10 protein-coding genes and 1 pseudogene are annotated in these 22,462 nt (G+C 71.4%); 9 read left to right on the top strand and 2 right to left on the bottom strand.

Features of this window, described 5'->3' with window-relative positions; genetic code table 11:
* The first annotated feature begins 39 nt into the window (after positions 1 to 39).
* The 3 genes from ACIBLA_RS19685 (at position 40) to ACIBLA_RS19695 (ending at position 14,682) form a co-directional block, all read left to right on the top strand.
* A complete protein-coding gene (locus ACIBLA_RS19685; protein ID WP_363242610.1) occupies positions 40 to 1,827 on the top strand; it encodes an ABC transporter ATP-binding protein in 1,788 nt (595 codons plus the stop codon).
* Positions 1,828 to 1,889: 62 nt separating this feature from the next.
* The gene (locus tag ACIBLA_RS19690; RefSeq protein WP_363242611.1) at positions 1,890 to 12,995 is read left to right on the top strand and encodes an amino acid adenylation domain-containing protein; all 11,106 of its coding nucleotides are present in this window, start codon (positions 1,890 to 1,892) and stop codon (positions 12,993 to 12,995) included.
* Complete coding sequence (locus ACIBLA_RS19695) at positions 12,982 to 14,682, top strand: ABC transporter ATP-binding protein (protein ID WP_363242612.1); 1,701 nt, start codon at positions 12,982 to 12,984, stop codon at positions 14,680 to 14,682. Before ACIBLA_RS19690 ends, ACIBLA_RS19695 begins: the two co-directional genes overlap by 14 nt.
* Before the next feature lie 35 nt (positions 14,683 to 14,717).
* On the opposite strand, the gene ACIBLA_RS19700 is transcribed toward ACIBLA_RS19695, so the two are convergent.
* Complete coding sequence (locus tag ACIBLA_RS19700) at positions 14,718 to 15,827, bottom strand: alpha/beta hydrolase-fold protein (RefSeq protein WP_363242613.1); 1,110 nt, start codon at positions 15,825 to 15,827, stop codon at positions 14,718 to 14,720.
* Between the two features lie 144 nt (positions 15,828 to 15,971).
* Between ACIBLA_RS19700 and ACIBLA_RS19705 the strand changes: the two genes are divergently transcribed.
* The 3 genes and pseudogenes from ACIBLA_RS19705 to ACIBLA_RS19715 all read left to right on the top strand — a co-directional run bounded on the left by ACIBLA_RS19705 (position 15,972) and on the right by ACIBLA_RS19715 (position 17,339).
* Positions 15,972 to 16,184, top strand: a complete 213-nt coding sequence (locus tag ACIBLA_RS19705; protein ID WP_363242614.1) for an MbtH family protein — start codon at positions 15,972 to 15,974, stop codon at positions 16,182 to 16,184.
* Between the two features lie 172 nt (positions 16,185 to 16,356).
* A pseudogene (locus ACIBLA_RS19710) lies at positions 16,357 to 16,680 on the top strand (amidohydrolase family protein); the annotation flags it as partial.
* A 134-nt stretch (positions 16,681 to 16,814) separates the two neighbouring features.
* Positions 16,815 to 17,339 (top strand): GNAT family N-acetyltransferase, encoded by a 525-nt coding sequence (locus ACIBLA_RS19715; protein WP_399199288.1) that lies wholly within the window; start codon positions 16,815 to 16,817, stop codon positions 17,337 to 17,339.
* A 13-nt stretch (positions 17,340 to 17,352) separates the two neighbouring features.
* Here ACIBLA_RS19715 and argB read toward each other — a convergent pair whose 3' ends face one another.
* On the bottom strand, positions 17,353 to 18,237 hold the full coding sequence (gene argB, locus ACIBLA_RS19720; protein WP_363242615.1) for an acetylglutamate kinase: 885 nt from the start codon (positions 18,235 to 18,237) through the stop codon (positions 17,353 to 17,355).
* 321 nt (positions 18,238 to 18,558) lie between these two features.
* On the opposite strand from argB, the gene ACIBLA_RS19725 reads away from it, so the two are divergent.
* The 3 genes from ACIBLA_RS19725 to ACIBLA_RS19735 are packed head-to-tail and all read left to right on the top strand — an operon-like array spanning position 18,559 to position 22,456.
* The gene (locus tag ACIBLA_RS19725) at positions 18,559 to 20,385 is read left to right on the top strand and encodes an AMP-binding protein (RefSeq protein ID WP_363242616.1); all 1,827 of its coding nucleotides are present in this window, start codon (positions 18,559 to 18,561) and stop codon (positions 20,383 to 20,385) included.
* A complete protein-coding gene (locus tag ACIBLA_RS19730) occupies positions 20,382 to 21,515 on the top strand; it encodes a beta-ketoacyl synthase N-terminal-like domain-containing protein (protein WP_363242617.1) in 1,134 nt (377 codons plus the stop codon). The genes ACIBLA_RS19725 and ACIBLA_RS19730 overlap by 4 nt, the downstream gene beginning before the upstream one ends.
* Positions 21,512 to 22,456: a beta-ketoacyl synthase N-terminal-like domain-containing protein gene (locus tag ACIBLA_RS19735; protein WP_399199289.1), complete on the top strand. Its 945-nt coding sequence runs from the start codon at positions 21,512 to 21,514 to the stop codon at positions 22,454 to 22,456. Before ACIBLA_RS19730 ends, ACIBLA_RS19735 begins: the two co-directional genes overlap by 4 nt.
* Positions 22,457 to 22,462: the final 6 nt, after the last annotated feature.

Here is a 22,462-nt window from a genome sequence, read left to right on the forward strand (position 1 = left end):
GACGACGGTGATCAGTCAGCGACGAGACCCGAAGCCCTGGTGAGCGCCACCGACACACGCGTCGCCCCGGCGGCCCTGCGTACGGCGACCGGAGGCGAGGCCACCCGGTGGGTCGTGGCGCACTGTCGCGAAGCGCCGTGGCTGACCCTCGCCACCATGCTCACGACGGTGGCGGGGGCGGCGCTCCAAGTCCTCCCGGTGCTCCTGCTCGGGCAGGTGGTCGACGGGGTGGTCGGGGGCGAATCGCGCTCGGTGCTGGTCACCGTCGGGGTGTTGATGGGGGCCGCCGCGCTGCTCGGCGCGGCGGCCACCGCCGTGTCGACCTATCTGATCGGGCGCCTCGGCGCGGATCTGCTCGCCCGGCTGCGGGAACGGGCCGTCCGGGCGGTGCTCGCGATGCCGAGCGCGCGGATCGAACAGGTCGGCCGGGGCGACGTGTTGTCCCGCGTCGGTGACGACGTGGCCGTGCTGTCCAAGGGCATCCGTACGGCCATTCCCACCGTGTTCTCCGCGGGCGTGCTGGTCGTCATCGCCACGGTCGGCATGTTCGGGCTGGACTGGCGGCTCGGCCTGGCGGGCGCCGGCGCACTGCCCGCGTACGCGCTGGCGCTTCGCTGGTACCTTCCCCGGTCCGCCCCGCTCTACCGCAAGCAGCGGGTGGCCCAGGCCGACCGCGCGCAGGCGTTGATCAGTGGACTGAACGGCATCGACACGGTCCGGGCGTACCGCCTGGAGGAATCCGTCCGCGAGACGGTCACCCGTGAGTCGTGGCGGGTGCGGAATCTCGGTATCGAGGTGTTCCGGTTCTTCGGCCGGTTCGTCGGCCGGGAGAACCGGGCCGAGTTCATCGGACTGGTCCTGATCCTGGTCGTGGGTTACGCCCTGCTGGAGGCCGACGCCGCCAGTCTGGGTGAGGTGTCGGCGGCGCCGCTCATGTTCCACCGGCTGTTCACCCCGCTGGGCGCCATCATGTTCACCTTCGACGAGGGGCAGAAGTCGGGCGCGAGCCTGACCAGGCTGGTCGGGGTGCTGGGGGAGGACGCGGAGGACCGCCTGGTGGGCGACGGATCCGTCGCTCCGGCCGACTCCGCGTCGTACACCGTGACGGTGGAGGGGCTGACGTTCAGCTATCCCGACACCGACGAGCCGGTCCTCAGAGACATCAACCTGACCATCCCGGCGGGCGGTTCGCTCGCTCTGGTGGGGGCGACGGGCGCGGGCAAGTCGACCCTGGCCGCGCTGATCGCCGGCATCGGCACGCCGCAGGCCGGGTCGGTACGCATCGGGGCGCACGACCTCGCCGGTCTGGACGAGGCCGGCGCGCGGGCCCTGGTGAGCATCCTGACGCAGGAGACTCATGTGTTCTCCGGTCCGCTCGCCGACGACCTGCGGCTCGCCGCGCCGGAGGCGAGCGATGAGCGGCTGATGGACGCGTTGCGCACGGTCGGTGCCGACGGGTGGGTCGACGCGCTGCCCGAGGGACTGACCACCGTGGTCGGTGAGGGCGGCGAGCGCCTGGACGTCACCAAGGTCGCCCAGATCGCCCTGGCCCGCCTGGTGTTGGGCCGCTCGCCCGTGGTGGTGCTCGACGAGTCGACCGCCGAGGCGGGCAGCGAGGGCGCCGCCGAGCTGGAGCGGGCGGTGCTGGCCGCGTGCGCGGGCCGGACCACGCTGTTCGTGGCGCACCGACTGACGCAGGCGATGGCCGCGGACCGGATCGCCGTGCTGGACGCGGGGCGGGTGGTGGAGCGGGGGACCCATGACGAGCTGGTGGCTCTGGGGGGCCGGTACGCGCGTCTGTGGCAGGCGTGGCGAGAAGGTAGTTAGGCAAACCTAAGTAAATTTAGGTTAGGCTAACTTTCATGCCTGGAAGGGATGCTGAGTCTTCGATGATGGAACCGAGCGCTCGTCTCGTGCTGCTTTCTCCCGCCCGCGTGGCCGACGTACGCCGACGGGCCGGTGACTACTCCGACCGGACCATTGTCGAGGCGTGTGCCGTCGGGCTGTCCTACTGGGCGACGGGCCGCAGTCCCGAGGGCATAGACCTCGCGCCCGGCACTCTGTTCGCTGACGTCCTCGGATGGGTCGACAACGGCGGTGCCGGGCCCGTCGGTTGGGGCATCCGGGAGGTCGCTGAGGCCGGTCAGGACGGTGCGGATGGTGCGGACGGCTGGAGCATCGCCGTCCCCGAAGGCGTCGTTCCGGCCGACGCGCAGCTCGCGCTGGACGATCTGGCCGACTTCCCGGACCGCCCCATCGGCACGATCGCCCCCTCCGACGTGGCGGCGAGGATCGAGGCCCTGACCGAGTGGAACGACACCACGGCCCACCGGATCCGCCCGACCGTCGTGGAGATGTTCCGCGAGCAGGTCAGGAACAGGCCGGACGCGGTCGCCGTCGTCGATGAGCGGCGATCTCTGACGTACCGTCAAGTAGCCGGACTTTCCAGCCAGTTGGCCCACCGGCTGATCGAACGCGGACTCAACTCCGAACAGGTCGTCGGTATCTCGCTCGGCCGCTCCGCCGAGATGGTGATCGGGCTCCTCGCCGTACTCCAGGCCGGCTGCGCCTTCGTACCGCTCGATCCGCAGTGGCCCGCCACGCGCCGCGCGGTCGTCATTGAGGATGCCGGAGTCGTACTCCAGCTCAACGCCTCGCGTGAGCCCGGTCCGGGCGAACCGGACGGCGAGGCCGTCGATCTCGACGACTGGCGGTTCGGCTCGTACCCCGTCGAGGGGACCGGGATATCAGCCCCCGGCGCGGCCCTGGCGTATGTGATCTTCACGTCCGGTTCGACCGGTCGGCCCAAGGGCGCGATGATCCGGCACGAAGCGATCAGCGAGCGCCTGCTGTGGCAGGTCAACGAGATCCTGGGCTTCGGCCACGACGACGCGTCGCTGTTCAAGGCGCCGTTGTCCTTCGACATCTCCATCAACGAGATTTTCCTGCCGCTGGTGTCCGGCGGCAGACTGGTCGTCCTGCGGCCCGGCGGTGAACGCGATCCGCACCATCTGCTGAGCGTGATCGCCGAGCAGCGCGTCACCTTCACCTACCTCGTGTCGTCCATGCTGGACGTCCTGCTGGAGATGGCCGGCGACTCCGGGCGCCTCGACAGCCTGCGGCATGTGTGGTGCGGCGGCGAGGTGCTGACCCCGGAGCTGTACGAGCGGTACCGCACCAAGCTCGACATCCCGCTATACCACGGCTACGGCCCCGCCGAGACGACGATCGGTGTCTCGCACGTCATCTACCGAGGCGCCGCCGAACGCCTGTCGACATCGATCGGCAAGGCCAACCCCAACACCCAGTTGTACGTGCTGGACGACGAGTTGCGCCCGGTTCCTGTCGGGGTCGGCGGCGAACTGTACGCGGCCGGCTTCCTGTTGGGGCGTGGATACGTCAACGCGCCCGGCCTCACGGCGTCCCGCTTCGTGGCCAACCCGTTCGCCACCGACGGGTCCCGGCTCTACCGGACCGGCGACCTCGCGCGGTTCGCCCCGGACGGGTCGCTGGACTTCCTCGGCCGCGCCGACAACCAGATCAAGATCCGTGGCATGCGGCTGGAGATCGAGGACGTCGAGGTCGGTCTCGCCGAACACCCCGGCGTACGGCACACCTGTGTCGTCGCGAAGAAGAACGCGGCGGGCGGCACCTACCTGGTGGGCTATGTGATCCCGGCCGCCGGGCACGAGGGCCTGCGGGCGGACCAGGTCACGGCATGGGCCACCGAGCACATGGTGGAGTACATGGTGCCCGCCCACACCGTCGTGATGAAGGAGTTCCCGCTCACCGCGAACGGCAAGCTCGACCGGGCCGCGCTGCCGGAGCCCGCGATCGGGACGGGGCCGATCATCGCGCCCACCACCGAGAACGAGCGCGTCGTGTGCGCCGTGGTCGCGTCCGTGCTGCGGCTGGAGGAGGTCGGTGTCAACCAGGACTTCCTCCAGCTCGGCGGAGACAGCATTCTGGCGATCTCGCTGCTGAGCGCGCTGCGGGACGCCGGTCTCTACGTCACGACACGGCAGATCCTCACCCACAGCGTCGTAGGGGCTCTGGCGGCGGTGGCCGGCCGCGAGGACGTCTCCACGGTGGACCGCCGCGACGTCGCGACCGGGTCCGTCGTGGGCTCGCCCGTCGTGCAGTGGCTCGGCGAGACGACGGACGCGATCGACGGCTTCGTACAGTCGGTGGTGCTGAACACCCCGGCGGAGCTGACCGCCGACGCTCTGGACGCGATCCTCGCCGCCGTCTCCGGGCGGCACGACATGCTGCGCGCGAAGCTCGTACGAGGCGAGCGCTGGAGCTTCGACATCCCGGCCGCGGACCCGGACGCGGAGTCGGACCGTTCCGTCGTGGCCTGGCAGGAGAACGACCGTCCGCTCGACGAGTGCGTCGCGCTCGCCACCGACAGGCTCGACCCGGACAACGGCGTGATGCTGCGCGCGGTCTGGCGCCGCGAGGAGCGCCAACTGGTCGTCGTCGTCCACCATGTGGTGATCGACGGCGTGTCCTGGCGGATCCTGATGGACGATCTCGCCACGGCCTGGCGCCAGTTCACCTCGGGTACACCGATCGAGCTGCCCCCGGTGGGCACGTCGTTCCGCCGCTGGACGCAGTTGCTGGAGCGCGCCGCGTTCGACGCGGACAGTGACTACTTCCGGCGCCGACTGCCGGGCCCGGACGCTCCGGTGGGCAGGCGTGCCCTGTCCGATGCGGACACCGTCGCGGGCGAGCGGACGCGCACCGTCACGGCAGGCCCCGAGATCACGGCCGCGCTGCTGGGCGAGGTTCCGGCGAAGTTTCACGCGGGCGTCAACGACGTGCTGCTGACGGCGCTCGCCGTCACCCTCGCCCGGTGGCGCCGCGATCTCGGCCAGGACCAGACGTACGCCCACATCGAACTCGAAGGCCACGGCCGTGAGGGCCGGTTCGTGGCGGGCAGCGCCGGCTTCGAGCCGGAACTCATCCGTACCGTCGGCTGGTTCACCACCCTGTTCCCGGTGACCGTGGACCCCGGAGAGGCGGCCGATCCCACCGCACCCGCGTATCTGTCCGCCGCGCTGAAGGCGGTCAAGGAAGACCTCGCGCGCGTGCCGGACAACGGCGTTTCCTACGGTGCCCTGCGGTACCTGAGCCACACCGAGTTCGACGCGCCAGCACCGCAGGTGCTGTTCAACTATCTCGGCCGCTTCGACGCCGGAGCCTCCGGTGACTGGCAACTCGCGGGCACCACAGGTCAGTTGGGCGAGAAGCGGGACCCGAGGATGCGCCTGCCGCGCGCCCTGGAGTTCAACGCGATCGCCGAACCCGCGTCGACCGGCGAGTACGAGCTGGTCACCACCATCTCGTGGCCCGACGGCATGTTCACCGACGAGGACGCCGCGACGCTCGGTGAGTACTTCCGGGACGCCCTGACCGGGCTTGCCGCGCTGGCCGCGCTCGACCAGGGTGGCCACTCTCCCAGCGACTTCCGTCTGGTGCCCCTCACCCAGGCCGATGTCGACGCCCTGGACGGCCCGGCTCTGCGGGACATCCTGCCGCTGACCCCGTTGCAGGAGGGCCTGTACTTCCACTCGGTCTTCGACGACGACTCGGCGGGCAGCTACGTCGAGCAGCAACTCCTCACGCTGGACGGTGAGGTGGACGCCGACCGGCTCGCGGCGGCGGCCACCCGGTTGCTCGCGCTGTTCCCGAACCTGGCCGCCCGGTTCACCGCGCTCGCCGACGGCCGTGTCGTCTCCGTCCTTCAGAGCGGTGTGCGGGCGCCCTTCAGCACGCTGGACCGCCCCGGCATCACCGACGACGAGATCCGCGACCACGCCGAGCGCGATCGCCGCGCCGGGTTCGACCTGGCCACCGGGCCGCTGATGCGGTACACGCTCATCCGCGCCGGCTCCGGCCGCAATGTCCTCGTGCAGACCGTGCACCACATCATCGCCGACGGCTGGTCGGTGCCGCCGATGCTCCGCGCGCTGCTCGCCGAGTACCACGCGCCCGGCACCGTACACCCGCTCGGCGGCTTCTCCGACTACGTGAACTGGCTCGCCGAACAGGACGACGACGAGAGCGACCGGGTGTGGCGCGACGAACTCGCCGCCCTGCCCGGCCCCTCACTGGTCGCCGAGGGACACACCCCGTCCGACCGGTTCGCCGACACGTCTGTGGCGGACGAGCACTCCATCGACGCCGACGCCGACGCCGACGCCGACGCCGACGCCGCCGTCCGGTCCGCCGGCGTACCCCTGAGCGTCGCCGTGCACAGCGCCTGGGCGGTGACCCTCGGGGGCCTCCTGCACGGCACGGACGTGGTGTTCGGCTCCACGGTGTCCGGACGCGACGCCGATGTGCCCGGCATCGGGGACATGGTGGGTCTGTTCATCAACACCATCCCCGTGCGCGCCCGGTGGGCCGACACGACCACGGCGCGCGACCTGCTCGCAGCCGTGCGGGAACACCAGAGCGCCGTCCTGCCCCACCAGCATGTCTCGCTGGCGAGGATCGGCCGCGAGGCAGGGGTCGGCGCCCTCTTCGACACCCTGGTGGTGTTCGACGTCGCGACCGATCCGGACGCTCTGCGGGGCCCGGACGACACACTGGTCATCACCGACATCGTGAACGAGGGTGCCCCGCACTACCCGTTGACGCTGGTCGTGGAACGCACGCACGACGGGCGTCCGCGCTTCAACCTGATCTACGACGGCGCACTGCTGCGGGAGACGAGCGCCCAGACGATCCTGCGTACGTTCACCCGCACCCTCACCGGCCTGCTCACCCGGCCCGACGCACCGGTCGCCGAGCTGGTAACCGATCTGGCCGCCGGCCTGGCACCGGAGGCCGACCGCAGCCCAGCGCCGATCACCCCGATCACGCTCGGCGGACTCTTCGACGCCGCCGCGCGGCGCGACCCGGCCGCCACCGCCATCACCCAGTGCGCTCTCGACGGCGGTTCACGGTCCCTGACCTACGGTGAACTGGCCGCCGCCAAGGACGAGTTGGCCTCCGCCCTGCGCGCCGCCGGAGTCCGGCCGGGCAAGCGGGTCGCCGTCGCCGTCCCGCGCTCCGTCGAGCAGGTCGTCGCCCTCGTCGCGGTCGTCACGGCGGGCGGCGCGTACGTGCCGCTGGACCTGGCGTACCCGGACGAACGCCTGGAGTACATCCTCGCCGACGCCGCCCCGCAGGCGGTCCTCGTGGACCGGGACCAGCGCGACCGCTTCACCGAACTGCTCGCCCGAGCGGGCGTGTCGGCCGATGTCCTCGTCCAGGGGGACGACCTCCCGCTCGCCACCGTGCGGCAGCCCGAGACCAACTGGCACGACCCCGCGTACGTGATCTACACCTCCGGATCGACCGGCCGGCCCAAGGGGGTCGTCGTCCCGCACTCCAGCGTGGTGACTCTCCTCGCCAACACCCGCCCCGACATGGACTTCGGACCGCACGACGTGTGGGTCCAATTCCACTCCTTCTCCTTCGACTTCGCGGTCTGGGAGCTGTGGGGCGCGCTGGCGCACGGCGGTGAACTGCTGGTGCCGGAGTACGGGCTGACGCGCTCCCCGGTCGACTTCCACCGGCTGGTCCGCGAGCGCGGAGTGACCGTGCTCAACCAGACCCCGTCGGCGTTCTACCAGTTCATCGAGGCCGACCGGCACGCCGACGAGTCGGCTGCCGCCCTGCGCCGGATCATCTTCGGAGGTGAGGCGCTGGACCTCGGCCGGCTGCGCGGCTGGGTCGAGCGGCACGGCACCGGCTCGCCCGAGCTGGTCAACATGTACGGCATCACCGAGACCACCGTCCATGTCACCCACCGGGTGCTGACGGACGACGACTTCGGCCCCGGCGACGCCGTCAGCCCGATCGGGGGGCCGATTCCCGGCCTGGTCACCCATCTGCTCGACGACCGGCTGCGGCCGGTCCCGCCGGGCCGGGTGGGTGCCATCTACGTCGCCGGCGACCAGGTGTCGCTGGGCTATCTGGGCCGGCCGGGGCTCACCGCGGGCCGGTTCGTGGCGAACCCGTTCGCCGACGACGGCTCCCGTATGTACCACACGGGGGACCTCGCCCGCCGCACCCTGGACGGCGAGCTGGAGTTCGTCGGCCGCGCCGACGACCAGGTGCAGCTCAAGGGCTTCCGTATCGAACTGGGTGAAGTGGAGTCCGCCGTCAGGGGACTTGACGGTGTGGCCGACGTGGCCGTCACCGTGGCGGACAGCGGCGATCACCTCGTCGCGCACGTCGTGGGCCGGGTGCCCGGTGACCTCACGGGCCTGCTGTCCACGAAGCTGCCCGCGCACATGGTGCCGGGCCGGGTCCTGAACGCCGGGACACTGCCGCTGACGGTCAACGGCAAGCTGGACCGCACGGCGCTGGCCGAGCGGGCGAGGACGCATCATGGGGGCGCGGGGAACCGCGCGACCAGCCACGAAGCACTCGCAAGCGAAGACTCGGCGACGGCGGCCCTTCCTGCGGAGCGCACGAATGATGCCGTCGTGGCCGCGCTCGTCGGCATCTTCGCCGAGACACTGCCCGGCACCGCCGTGGACGGTGACACCGACTTCTTCATGGCCGGGGGCGACAGCATCGTCGCCATCACCGTGATCAACCGCGCCAGGGCGCTCGGGCTGTCGATCGCGCCGCGCGACGTATTCCTGTTCAGGACACCGCGCGCACTCGCCGAGCACCTGGGGACGCGCGCACCGCGGGCCGAGGCGCCCGCACCGTCCCGCCGCGAGGACGGTCCGCTGACACCGACGCCGATCATCCTGCGCCAGCGCGAACTGGGCGGATCACTCGCCCGGTTCGCCCAGGCCAGGGCGCTGGTGGCCGCCGAGGGCACCGGCTTCGCCGACGCCGAGCGCGCCGCGAACGCCGTCGTTGCCGCGCACCCGGTTCTCCGGCTGCGGCTGCGCGTCGAGCACGGCGTGTGGGCGCTGAGCACCGAGCCCGCCCGCCCCGTGACCGTCGCCCGTACGGAAGCGACGGAAGCGCCCCACGCGACCGACGCCACCGCCGTGGCGAACGAGGCCGCCGGGCGGCTCGATCCCGAGTCGGGGGACGTCATCGCGTTCTCCTGGCTGGAGGCGAGCCGGACCCTGGTCGTCACCGTCCACCACATCGCCGTCGACTCGGTGTCCTGGCTGGTCATCCTGGACGACCTGGCCACCGCCATGAGCGGGGCGGCCCTGCCGCCGCCGACCACCTCCTACGCGGAGTACGCCGAGGCGCTCGCGGCCCGGTCCACCCAGGTGATCGACGGCCTCGGGCACTGGGTCGGCACGCTCCAGGCACCCGCGCTGCTGCCTTCCGTCCAGGATCTGCGTGAGACCACCGTCGTACTCCCGCCCGAGGTGAGCGACGCGGTGACACGTACCGCGCCCGCCGCGCTCGGCGTGGGGCTCACCGAGCTGCTGTGCGGCGCGCTGCGCACCGCGCTGACACACATTCAGCCCACCCCCACCGACCTCGCGGTCGAACTGGAGCGGCACGGCCGCGTCCCCGCCGTCGACCACCACGATTACACCCGTACGGTCGGCTGGTTCACCTCCATCGCGCCCGTACGGCTCACTGCCCACAGTGACCCGGTGGCCGCCGCGCACGAGGTCGCCGAGCGCCAGCCGGACGAGCACGGGCATGTCGCCTACGGGCAGCTGCGCCATCTCAACCCGCAGACCGCCCCGCTGCTGACCGCCCGCCCGCAGGTGCTGTTCAACTACCTCGGCCGGGGCCGCGAGTCCGAGGCGCTGCACCTCACCGGCGCCGACCAGGGCAGCCCGTACGCCGTCGAGGTCAACGCGTGGACCGACGACGTCACCGGATCCCTGCACGCGGCCTTCACCCTCGCCGACGGCATCCCCGACGCGATCACCGACCACTGGCGGAGCGCGCTGGAGCGGGTCGCGGACGCCTCGGCGACGGCCGAGCGCACGGCACCGGTCACCCCCCTTCAGCGGGGCCTGTTCTTCCAGGCCCAGATGGCGGGTTCGGCCGGACACTACGTCGCGCAGAGCTACTTCACCTTCGGACGGCGGCTGGACACCGACGCGCTGGCCGAGGCGATGGCGTACGTGATCGCGCGACACCCCGTCGTGGGCGCCGGCTTCACCACCGATGACGACGGAAACCCGGTCCAGGTCCTCAAGGCGGGCCGCGGGGTCGACGTCCGTACGGTCGAGCTGTCGACGCAGGCGGAGGCCGAGGTCCTGCGCCTCCGGGACCGGGACACCGGATTCGACCCGGCGGAGCCGCCGCTGATCCGGCTGACCGTGCTGCGGCTGCCCGGCGAGAGGGACGGCCTGCTGCTCAGCTACCACCTGCTGCTGTGGGACGGCTGGTCCCGCGAGATACTGCTGCGCGACCTGTTCGACGCGTACGAGGCCGTTCTCGCGGGCGAGTTGACGGCCGCCGTCCCGGCCACACCGAGCTTCGAGGAGTACGCCCGGACGCTGGCCGCCAAGGATCCCGCCGTGCCGGAGCGCTTCTGGGCGGAGCACCTGGCCGGTCTCAGCGGGCCGACGCTGCTCGCAGGCGCCCGGCCGCCCCTCTCGGACGATCTGCCGCGCGCCGTCGTGCACACGCTCTCCGCCGAACTGTCCGCACTGCTGCGGGAAGCGGCCAAGACGTACGGCGTCACCCTGAACTCGGTGCTCACCGGCGCGTTCGGCCTCCTCCTCGGCGCACACACCGGTCGCGGCGACGCGGTGTTCGGCGTGACCGTCTCCGGCCGGGAGGGCGAGGGACTGTCGGACATCGTCGGCGTGCTGCTCAACACCGTGCCCATGTGGACGCGGGTTCGGCCGGACGACACCGTCGGCGCGTACCTGTCGGCCGTACAGACGGCCAGGGTCGAGGCGATGGAGCACGAGCACCTGGGGCTCGGCGAGATCCAGCGGGCCAGTGGACACGCCACGCTGTTCGACAACCTCTTCGTACTCCAGAACTTCCTGGACATGGACGCGTTCGCCGAGATGAACGCGCGGCACGGCATCGAGTCGGTACGGGCCGACGACTCCACGCACTATCCGTTCACCTGGGTCGTCACGCCGGGCGACCGGCTCACGGTCAAGCTGGAGCACCGCGACGACGACCCCGACAACGCCCGCCGGCTCCTCGACGACTACCTGCGCGTGCTGGAGGACCTGGCCCGCTCGACGGGTCCGGTCGGCGCGCTGCGGGGGCTCGCGCCGGCCCCCGAGCCCGCCGGGCGTACGGACGTCGGTACGGACACCGTGGTTGACCGGTTCGACGTGGCGGCGGACCGTGACCCGGAGCGGGTCGCGCTCGTCGCCCACGGCCAGACCATGACGTTCGGTCAACTCCGTGACCGCAGCCGCGCGGTGGCGGGTGTCCTCGCCGGGCGTGGCATCGGCCCCGAGACGAACGTGGGGCTCGCGATCCCGCGCTCCCTGGAGTCGATCGTGGCGCTGTTCGCCGTACTGCGCGTCGGCGCGGCGTACGTACCACTGGAGTTGGACCACCCGGACGAGCGGATCGCGGCGATCGTCGCCGACGCCCGCCCCGAGGTGATCCTCACCGTGAGTGCCGTGTCGCCCCGGCTGACCGGCGAGGTGGCCGAACGGGGCGAACTGATCGAGCTGGACCGGCCGTTGCCCGCTGCCGAGCCGTACCGGACGTTCGCGGCGGACGACCCGGACCGGCTGCGGCACCCCGCGTACACGATCTACACCTCCGGCTCGACCGGGAAGCCCAAGGGTGTGGTGACCGAGTACGCGGGGCTCACGAACATGCTGATCAACCATCAGCGCCGGATCTTCGAGCCGGTCCTGGCCGAGCACGACCACCGGGTCTTCCGGATCGCGCACACCGTGTCGTTCGCGTTCGACATGTCGTGGGAGGAGCTGCTGTGGCTCGCCGACGGCCACGAGGTGCACATCTGCGACGAGGAACTGCGCCGCGACGCACCCAGGTTGGTCGCGTACTGCCTGGAGCACGGCATCGACGTCATCAACGTGACCCCGACCTACGCACAGCAACTGGTCGCCGAGGGACTGCTCGACAACCCGGAACGGCGGCCGGCGCTGGTGCTGCTGGGCGGCGAGGCCGTCACCCCGACGCTGTGGCAGCGGCTCGCCGAGACCGAGGGGACGGTCGGCTACAACCTGTACGGACCGACCGAATACACCATCAACACCCTGGGAGTCGGCACGTTCGAGTGCCAGGACCCGGTGGTGGGCGTCGCGATCGACAACACCGATGTGTATGTGCTCGACCCGTGGCTGCGACCACTGCCCGACGGCGTCCCCGGCGAGCTGTACGTGTCGGGCATCGGCATCGCGCGCGGCTATCTCGGGCAGCCCGCCCAGACCGCGCACCGTTTCGTCGCGTGCCCGTTCGGCGAGAGCGGCGAGCGCATGTACCGCACCGGGGACCTCGTGGTCAGGCGGCCCGACGGCAATCTGACCTATCTGGGCCGCACCGACCAGCAGGTCAAGATCCGGGGGCACCGGGTCGAACTCGGCGAGGTGGAGGCCGCGTTCGCGGCGCACCCGGCGGTGCGCTTCGCCGCCGCGGTCGCCCAGCCCGACCCACAGGCCGACGGGGCGTACCGGCTGGCCGCCTATCTCGTGCTGGACGGCGCCGACTTGGCGCGGGTGGCCGGCGAAGTGGGCGCCGCGCTCCCCGACTTCCTGCGGCCGACGCACTACGCCCAGGTCGACGGCATCCCGCTGACGGTGAACGGGAAGGCTGACACCAAGGCACTGCCGGAGGCCAAGCCGCTCGGCTCGCTGACCACGGCGGGTGAGCGTGGCCCGCGGACCGAGACCGAGACCACCGTGTGCGAGTTCTTCGCCGAGGCACTGGACCTGGACGACGACGAGGTGAGCGCCGTGAGCGACTTCGTGTCCCTCGGGGGGCACTCCATGCTGGCGGTGCGGCTCATCGGGCTGCTCCGCCGTGAGTACGGTCCTGTGGTCACCATCCGTGACCTGTTCACCCTGCGAACCCCGGAAGCGATCGCCCGCCATCTTGATGAAGACTCCTGACCCGCGGCGGCCCTCATCAGGGCCGGACATCCTGCGGACCGCGCTGCGCCGCAACGTCGGCGCCATGGCCAAGGGCACCGCCCTCATGGGCATGTACCAGGCGGCGGAGACCGCCTTCCCCATCGCGCTCGGCCTGATCGTGGAACACGCGATGCGGGACCGGAGCCTCGGGGCACTCGGCCTGTCGATCGCCGCGCTGGCCGTGATCATCACGACCGTGTCGCTGTCGTGGCGGTTCGGGATGCGCGTCCTGCAGAAGGCCAACACGACCGAGGCGCACCGCTGGCGGGTACAGGTCGCGGCCTGCGGACTCCAGCCGGTCGCCAGGGACGTCGACCTGAAGTCCGGCGAGGTGCTGACCATCGCCACCGAGGACGCCGACCAGACCGCCGACATCATCGAGGTGGTGCCGCTGCTCATCAGCTCGCTCGTCGCGGTGCTCGTCGCGGCGGTCGCGCTGGGGATGGCCGACCTCCGGCTCGGCCTGCTGGTGATCGCGGGGACGGTCGCGATCCTGTCGATCCTCGCCGTCCTGTCCAAGCGGATCGGCGCCGGCACACGCGAACAGCAGGCGCGGGTGGCGCGGGCGGGCGCGAAGGTCGCCGACCTGATCACCGGCCTGCGCCCGCTGCACGGGTTCGGCGGCAACCACGCCGCGTTCCTCTCGTACCGAAAGGTCAGCTCGGACGCGAAGCACCAGGCGATCACCGTCGCCAGGGTGAACGGCGCGTACGCGGGCGCGGCGCTCGCCCTCAACGCGGTCCTCGCCGCGGCGGTGACCCTGACGGCCGGCTGGCTGGCGTTCGGCGGCCGGATCACCATCGGGGAACTCGTCATGGCCGTGGGCCTCGCGCAGTTCATCATCGAACCGCTGAAACTGTTCTCGGAGATGCCCAAGTACGTGATGATGGCGCGCGCCTCGGCCGACCGGATGGCGCTGGTGCTGACCGCGCCGCCGGTGGCGGCGCCGGGGCCGGAGCGCCCGGCCGCGGGCGGAGACCTGGAGGTCGACTGCGTACGGTACGGCTCCCTGAACCGGCTGAAGTTCGGCGTACCGGCAGGTGAGTTCATGGCGATCGCCGTCTACCAGCCGCGCGCGGCGGCCGACTTGGCGTCGATCCTGGCCGTCAATGTTCCGCCCGAGTCGTACGAGGGGGTGGTACGCGTCAGCGGGCAGGCGCTCTCGGACCTGTCGATCGAGGCGGTCCGCGAGCACATGCTGGTGAACCCGTACGACGGGGAGATCTTCGCGGGCACCCTCCGTACGAACATCGACCCGTCGGGCGGCAGCCGGATGGTCCCCGAGGCCGTCGAGGCGTCCATGCTGACCGATGTCGTCGCCCTCCACCGCGACGGGCTCGACTACGCGGTCCGCGACCGTGGCGCGAACCTCTCCGGAGGACAGCGCCAACGGCTGTCCCTGGCCCGCGCCTTGGCGACCGACAGCGAGGTCCTGGTCCTGCACGACCCGACGACGGCCGTCGACGCCGTCACCGAACAGCTCATCGCGCGCAACGTCGCGAAGCTGCGCCGGGGCCGTACCACCGTCGTGATCACCAGCAGCCCGGCGCTCCTGGACGCCGCCGACCGGGTCCTCGTCCTGGACGAGGGGGTCGTCGTCGCCGAGGGCACCCACCGCGACCTTCTCGCCACGGACGAGGACTACCGCGCGGCGGTGACTCGCTGACCCGGTGATCTGCCGGGCGCGGTTCGGGTTCGGCCTCAACCTCGGCCGAGCGCCCAGGCGACATCCCTGAGCAGGGCGTGCCGCCAGCCCGCCCGGTCGTGGCCCGACGGCGACCGTGACACGCGCACGGTCGCACCGGCCTGTTCGGCCAGAGTCTCTGTCAGCTCGCAGTGCGGCAGCATCCGCGTCTCGTGTTCGCCGACGTCGAACGCGCAGCGCAGACCGGACAGATCGGGGCGCTCGCGCAGGCGTACGGCGACCGCGCCGCCGACCGGACCGCCCAAGGGGTCGGGCAGCTCGGCGGCGCCGGGTGTCCACCAGAACGACGCCGACTGGCACGCGACGCGGGACACCAGGCCGGGGAAGTGGAGCGCCGCGTACATCGCGCTCAGCCCGCCGAGGCTCTGCCCGGCGACCACCAGCCGGTCCCAGTCGGCGATGACGCCGCTCTCCGCCACCAGGGGCCGCAGTTCGTCCCGTACCGCCTCCCACAGCTCCGGCCAGCACCCGAACTCGGCGTCCCTGTCCCTGGCCGGCAGGAAGACGAGCGTGACGGGTGGCATGTCGCCGCCGGCGACGGCCGAGTCGAACGCGCTCATGGCCGGGTGCAGATGGAGCCAGTCGTCCCCGTCGAGCAGCAGGACCACCGGTCCGCCGCCGCCCGCCGGATGGACGCGTACGGTACGCCGCCCGCCGAGCCGTTCGCTGTTCCAGCGCAGCCGCGTACGGGGGAGGGGCAGGACGACGTCGCCGCCGGCGCCGAGGACGGGCCAGTGCGGCTGGGCCGGGGCGTCCGGGGTCGCGGCGATGGACCGGTCGCCGCCGGCGCCGACCGGGTTGAACGGATCGGCGTACGGCGTGCCGCCCGCGAGGAGTTGGTAGGTCACCCGCAGCCGGGCGGGCATCCGCACCTCGGCGTACCAGCAGTCCGTCTCGCCCCATCGGCGCAGGGGAACGGGCTGGGACCAGCTCTCGAAGTCGACGCTCGCCTGGGACCCGCGCCACAGGAACAACGTCAGCCAGCCGCCGTCGTCGGCGGGGACCGACACGGGCGTCCGCGCCGCAGCCCAGAACTCGTCGGTGCCCGGCTCGCCGGTCAGTCCGAATTCAGCGAAGGCGTTCTCCCGGCCGGCCGCGAGGCGCATCAACGTCTCCTTGTGAGAGGGAAGGGGAAAGGCTAGGCTCGCAAGTGATTAGGGGAGCCTAACCTAATGTGGCCTCTCCTTCCATTGGCTTGACGCACCCACCCGACGCGGCCCGGCCCGTCGGCCCCGAGGAGGCACGCCCCCATGAGCACCAACCCCTTCGACGACCCCGAAGGCCGTTTCCTGGTCCTGGTGAACGACGAGGGACAGCACTCGCTCTGGCCGTCTTTCGCCGAGGTGCCCGGAGGGTGGACGATCGTCCTCGAAGAGAACACCCGACAGGCGTGCCTGGACCACATCGAGGCCAACTGGACCGATCTGCGCCCCCGATCGCTCGCGGCGTCCACGGACGCCTGACGGCCAGGGCCGATTCGGCGACAGGCGAAAGGTCCTCGCGGCGAACCGCTCCGGCAGCCGACATATCGGAGGGGCACCGCTGATGCTCTGCGCCAGACTGACCAACGCGCGCTTCCTCACTATGGATCCGGACCACCCCGTCGCTCACGACCTGGGTATCTGGCGGGGCCCCCTCGTCGGCAGCTCCGACCGCCCCGTCACGGACGGATCACCGTTGCGAGCCGTCCGGTTCATGGTCGAGCGGGCCTCCGGGTCCGGCCAGGTGATCGGCCCGGACGAGGGCATCACCGTCGACGAGGCCCTGCGCGCCTACACGGTCGCCGGTGCGGTCGCCTGCCGCTGGGAGGACACCCTGGGGAGCCTCACTCCCGGCAAGCGCGCCGACCTGGTCGTGCTCGGCGACGACCCTCGGCGCGTCGACACCTCACGCATCGGGGACATCGAGGTGGTGGCGGCCTATGTCGACGGGGAGGAGGCGGGGAGGCCGGCGGCGTGAGCGGCGGTGTTCCAACAGGGCCACTCCGCATTGGACTTGAAAGTTAGGTAAGGCTAACCTTCTCTCGTTTTGACTCGTCGGAGGGACACGGCGCCGAGCCGTCCTCCGATCGTGGAACCGAGGAAGGAAAAGCCTTGATCACGGCTACGCCGCGCCCCGCTCTCCTGTCGTCGCACGCGCCCTTCGCACCGGCACCCTCCGTGCGCCGCGCCCGTACAGGGGAAGCGGCGGCACTCGCCGAGCTGTCCCGTCCCTTCGTACGCTCGGGAGTGCTACGGGAGCGGCCTCTCTCGCTCTATGCCACCCACGCGGCCGACTTCCTCGTGATCGAGGCCCCCGGCCCCGCCCTCGACGGCTGTGTGGGCCTGCGCGTGCACCCGGCGGCGCCGGGGGAGAGCGGGGGACCGGCAGGCGTTCTCTACAACTTCTGCGTGGCCGGGCACCGGCAGGGACGCGGAGTGGGAGCCGGACTCCTGCGCGCCGCACTGGCCGTGGCGCGCGCCCGGTCGCTCGGGGCGCTGTTCACGGCGACGACCGGCGGTGGCGGCCTGTTCCTGCGGTACGGCTTCACGCCCACGGCCGCCCAACTGGCGCCGCCGTCCTGGGCGGCGTCCCTGGACCCCCGGCGCGACGCGCGTATCCTCAGCCGGGTGCTGTGACCGTCGGCGGCCGTCAGGCCGTGTTCGTGAGGTGGTCCAGACTGTCGTCGGCGAACACGGTGGTGCCGGGGCCGGTCGCGTCGAGGACACCTCGCAGCACCGCGTGCGGCACCCGGCCGTCGAGCACTTGTGCCCGCCGCACACCGCCGCGTACCGCCCGCAGACACCCCTCCATCTTCGGCAGCATCCCGCTCGCCAGCCCCGGCAGCAGCTCGTCCAGCGCGTCGGCGGTCACCTGCTCGATCACCTCGGTGCTGTGCGGCCAGTTCGCGTACAGCCCCTCCACATCGGTGAGGACGACCAGCCGCGCGGCGTCGAGCGCCACGGCCAGGGCCGACGCCGCGAGATCCGCGTTGACGTTGTAGACCTGTCCGTCCGCACCGCGTGCCACCGGGGAGATCACCGGGATGTGGCCCTGCTCCAGAAGCGTGCGCACCATGTTCGGGTTCACGTCCACGACGTCGCCCACCAGGCCGATGTCCACCGGCCGGCCGTCCACGCGCGCCGGCCGCCGCACGGCCGTCATCGTGTGCGCGTCCTCGCCGGTCATCCCCACGGCGAAGGGTCCGTGGGTGTTGATGTGGCCGACCAGGTCCCGTTGGACCCGCCCGGACAGCACCATGCGCACCACGTCCATGGTCTCCGGTGTGGTCACCCGCAGACCGGCCTCGAACCGGGTCTCCAGGCCGAGGCGGTCGAGCATCGTGCTGATCTGCGGCCCGCCCCCGTGCACGACGACCGGGCGCAGACCGGTGCGCCACAGCTCCACGACGTCCTGGGCGAAAGTCCGCCGCAGGCTCTCGTCCACCATGGCGTTGCCGCCGAACTTGACCACGACCACGCTGCCCCGCGGATCCCCCGCCGTCCTGGAGGGTGGTTCGGCTGCCCGTTCCGTCATGGTCTCCGTCTCTCGTGGTGTCTGTGTGTCTGCGAGATCGTTCTTAACTTAGCCTAACCTAAGTAGCGACGATCTCAAGCTGTGTCGAACTTCCTCCTGGCGTCCGCATAGAGGGCAACTGTCCGCTCGCGCAAGAGAGTTGCCGGACCGTCGGCTGGCCACTTTTCGACGTTTGTGGAATCTGGGGCCAGGGGTATTGATCGACCTGGTTCGCAATGGCTTGTTTAATTCGCCTTCCGTTCAGCGCGCCGCTTTGAAATTCGCGCTTCAGTGATGATGTGCCGCCCTCGGACAGTGGCGTATATGAAGGAGTGTCACCCCGTGTCTGACCCAGCGAATGACGGCATACCACTGCGGAAACTACGGACGATCGTGGCCGAAGTTCTTGAAACGGATGAGGCGGGCGTCGAGGACGACGCGCTCTTCTACGAAGACCTCGGCCTCGATTCGCTGGAGAAGACCGAGGTCGTGGTCCGTGTCGAGCAGGAATTCAAGGTGAAACTGAGCCCCGTCGAGGCGGCGGCCATGCGCTGCGTCGAGGACTCCGTGGCCGTCCTTCTGGACAGGCTGAACAGCCCACCGGAGACAGAGCCGGAGCCCATCGACCTGGTCGAGCGGCTGGTGGGGGTCCACCTCGCACAGGGGCGTGGTGAGCGGATCGCGTACACCGACCCTGATTCCGGCGACCTCTCCTACGGAGGGCTGCACGACGCCGCCGCGCGGTACGCGCGAACGCTCGCCGCAATGGACACCCCCACCGGCACCCGAGGACTCGTCGTCGCCGACGACTCCGTCACCACGGTCGCGGCCGTCCTCGGCATGTGGTGGCACGGGTGCGTCCCCGCGGTCGTCAGCCCACTCCTCAACGACGAGGAACTCGGCTACATCGCCGACGACTGCCGGGCGAACGTGATCCACCTGGATGCCGCGCCCAAGCGGCAACGAGCCCTGGAAGCCCTCTTCTCCGGCCGTCGCCGATTAACCGGCCAGGACGTCCGCGCGGACGGTGCCGTTGCCGACAGCGGCGCGGCCGACGCGGGTGATCACGTCCAGGACGACAGCGCCGCCGCCGTCCGCTGGCCCTCGGACCGCGAGGCGCTGATCCAGTACACCTCCGGAAGTACCGGCCTGCCCAAGGGAGTCCGGCACAGCGCGGGCGCCGTCGTGGCGGCCCTGGCCGGGTTCGGCTCGCTGCTCGCGCTGCGGGAGGACGACACGGTGCTGTCCACGGCACGGATGTCCTTCGGGTACGGATTCGGCGGGACGGTGCTCTTCCCGCTCGCGGCCGGTGCCCGGGCGGTGCTCATGCGCGGCGGCGTCGACGTGCACACGGTGACGGCCGCCCTGGAGCGGTACCGGCCGACGGTGCTCTGGTCGGTGCCTCGCCTGTACGCGGCGATGGCCGACGCCGCCGCCACCGCCACCGGCGAAAGCCTGGCGACGGAATCGGTGCGGCTGTGCGTCGCCGCCGGTGAGAATCTGCCCGCCCGGCTGAGCCGGCGTATTCAGGACACCTTCTCCGCCGATCTGATCAACGGGCTCGGCGCGACCGAGGTGCTGCACATCGTCGTCGCGACCCCCGCCGACCGGCCGATGCCGGGGACGATCGGCCTGCCCGTACCGGGCGTTGAGGCCACGATCCGTGACGCCGACGGCCTCGCGATGCCCGACGGCGTCGAAGGACGGCTCCACATCAGCGGCCCCACGGCCGCGCTCGGCTACATCGGCCGGCCCGACGCCGCGGCCGGGACGTTCGCCGACGGCGGCGTGTACACCGGCGACATCGCGATCCGCAACGACGACGGCACCGTGGTGCATCTGTGCCGCGCCGACGACCTGCTGAATCTCGGCGGATACAAGGTCCCGCCCGGCGAGATCGAGGCGGTGGCGCGCGCCGTCGAAGGCGTTCGCGAGTGCGTGGTGGTGGGCCAGGCCGACGAGAACGGGCTGGAACAGGCGGTCCTGTACGCCGTCGCCGGGACCGGATCGGACACCTCGCAGGTCCGCCGGTCCATCACCGCCGCCATCCGCGCCCGGCTGGCCCCCTACAAGCGCCCGGCGCGGGTGGAATTCCTTGACCAACTGCCTGTCACCTCCACCGGAAAGCTGGCCTCCTTCCAGCTCCGTAAGCGGGTGAACCAGTCTTGACCTGGGACATCACCGGGAGCGGAGCGATCGCCAACATCGGCCGCACACCCGGCGAGATATTCGACGCGCTCTGCGCCGGGCGGGAGACGCGCAGCCCGCTGAAAGTCTTCGACAGCGGCAAGTACCGGACCCGCCACGCCTACGAGATCGATGACCGCCCCACCGGCCGGGACGAGCCGCTGCGTGCCACCAGGTGGCTGATCCTCGCCGTCCGGCAGGCTCTCGCCGACGCGGGCCTGTCCGACGACCTTTCACGGACGCCGGTGCTCGTCGGAACGACACTGCGGGAGCAGCGCAGTACGGAACTGTGGTGGACCGGTGCCGCCCCCGTCACCCCCGCCGACCTGCACTTCGGCGGCGCCCTGCGCGACGCGTTCGGCGCCGTCACCACGTACACCTTCGCCAACGCGTGCTCCGCCTCGCTGTACGCACTGGGCCTGGCCACCGACCTGATCGAGTCCGGTACGACCGACACGGTCGTGGTGGCGGGCACGGACGCCCTCACCGAAAGTGCCTTCGGGATGCTGGACCGGGTGCAGAACGAATCCCCCCAGGAGCTGCGGCCGTTCGACGTGTCGCACAAGGGGATGCTGATGGGGGAGGGCGCGGTCGCGGTCGTGCTCCGGCGCGCGGGTACGCACGACGGGCGTCCGCTGGCCCGGCTGAGGTCCGTCAGCATGAACTGCGACGCCCACCACGCCACGGCACCCGACGCCGACGGCATACGCGCGGCCGTGCGCGACGCCCATCGGCGGGCGGGTGTCAGCAGCGGGGACATCGACCTGGTGATGCTGCACGGCAGCGGCACGCCGCGTAACGACGAGACCGAAGCCGCCGTCCTGGCCGAGGTGTTCGCGGGGACGGGCCGTGCCCCGCTGATGACGGCCATCAAATCCATGACGGGCCACACACTCGGCGGATCCGGACTCCTCAGTCTGGTCATGGCCGTTCTGGCCATGCGGTGCGGCACCGTGCCGCCGGTGCTCGGCCTCGCCGAGCCCATCGAACAGGCGGCCGGACTCGGCTTCGTCCGTGACCGGGCGACCGCCGCCGAGATCACCACCGCGCAGATCAACGCCTTCGGTCTGGGCGGTATCAACGCGGTCGCGCTGGTCGGGGCGGCGGCATGACCGGCCCGGTGGTCACCGGAGTCGGGCTGGCCGTGCCGGGACTGCGGTCCGTACGGGACCTGCTCACCGCCCGGCCTCCCGCGGACGGCTTCGATCCGTCAACGGCCTTGAGGGGCCGGGAGATGCGCCACAAGGACCGGGCGTCGCGCCTCGCCCTGTACGCCGCCGAACAGGCGCTCGGCGACGCCGGCCTGCTCGACGAGAAAGGGCAACTCCGGGGAACGGCGGACACCACCACCGCCGTCGTGGTCAGCTCCAACCTGGGCTCCTTGCAGACGGTCTGCGACTTCACCGACACCATCGCCCGCGACACGGTCACCGGGCTGAGTCCGCTCGGCCTGCCTCAGACGTCGAGCAATGTCGTCGCCGGCTGGATCGCCATCCGCTACGGACTGCGCGGCCCGAACCTCACCGTCTGCAACGGGGCCACCAGTGGTCTGGACGCCCTGCACTGGGCCCGGATGCTCATCGACGCGGGCCGTTGCGGGCGAGCGGTGGTGGCCGGCGTGGAACCGGCCACCGAACACGCCGACAAGCTGCTCGGCCGGCCGGTTCCCGACGTGGCGTGCGCCGTCGTGCTCGAAGCGGCTGCCGAGGTCTCCGTACGTCCGGCGGGCGGGGGCTACGCGCGTCTGTCGGCCTACACGCGTGGCGCCGAACTCACGCCCACCGTCGCGGCCGTCGAATCGCGGTCACCCGCCCCCGTCGGACTCCGGCTCACCGGCGGACCCGCGCACATGCCGGCCACCCCCACCGGGCGGAGCCTGGACCTCACCGCGCGACTGGGCGACTGCTCGGGCGCCCTGGGAGTCCTCCAGGCCGCTGTCGCGGCCGTCCACATACGCGTGTACGGAACGACGGCGGTGCTCGCGTCCACGGGAGGCGCCGACGCCGATGACGCGGCAGCCGCCCTCCTGCTGACCGGCGGGGACATCGAATGAAAGGAG

This window comes from Streptomyces sp. NPDC050433, from assembly GCF_044458565.1.
Taxonomy (GTDB): domain Bacteria; phylum Actinomycetota; class Actinomycetes; order Streptomycetales; family Streptomycetaceae; genus Streptomyces.